Raw genomic sequence first — 801 nt, forward strand, 5'->3', positions numbered from 1 at the left:
CGGATAGGTGGCTCCCCACCGTCCGTTGACGGTCTGCAGGACCGGCCAGCCGTCGCCGCTCCAGGTGATCGGGGCCAGGGTGGGCATGCGGCCGCCGGGGTAGGCGTCGGTGAAGGCCATGTACCACCAGTCGCCGTTCTGGGTCTGGACCAGGCCGCCCTGGTGCGGGACCCCGCCGCCGGAGATCGGGCCGGGCAGGTCGAGCAGGACCTGGCGTTGTTCGTAGGGGCCCCAGGGGCTGGTGGAGCGCAGCACGTATTGGCCGTTGGCGGGGCGGGTCAGCCAGATGTAGTAGTAGTTGCCGCGCTTGTACATCCGGGCGCCTTCGAGCGTGCCGATGTTCGACGGGGTCTGGTAGACCGTCTGGGAGCGCACCTCGGCGGTCAGGTCGGTGTTGAGCTGGGCGACGCTGATCGTGCCGTTGCCGTAGGCGACGTACGGGGTGTCGTTGTCGAACAGCAGCCCGGCGTCGTAGTAGCACTTGTTGATCCGGGCCTTCTTCGACCAGGCGGCGTCGACCGCGGCGGCGGTGTAGACGTAGGTGCGGTTGAACTCGGTGCAGCCCAGCCAGTAGTAGGTGTTGTTGCTGGGCCGGTGGTTGAACGCCGAGGCCCAGATGCCCTTGACGTAGGCGCGGGCGCCGGTGAGGTCGTAGGCGGTGGAGTCGAAGTCGAGCCGGGGCACCGAGTGCCCGGCGTACTCCCAGTTGACCAGGTCGTACGAGCGCAGGATGGGCGCGCCGGGCGAGTAGTGCATGGTCGACGCCGAGTAGTAGTAGGCGTCCCCGACCCGGATGATGTC

Annotated in this window: 1 protein-coding gene; it reads right to left on the reverse strand. The window is 68.3% G+C overall.

Going from position 1 to position 801, the window contains the following annotated elements:
• Window positions 1-801, reverse strand: an 801-nt coding sequence (locus KXC43_RS50290) for a glycoside hydrolase 43 family protein (RefSeq protein WP_221383436.1), incomplete at both ends; no start/stop codon positions are given.

The sequence above is a fragment of the Paractinoplanes polyasparticus genome (assembly GCF_019710575.1).
Classification (GTDB): domain Bacteria; phylum Actinomycetota; class Actinomycetes; order Mycobacteriales; family Micromonosporaceae; genus Actinoplanes; species Actinoplanes polyasparticus.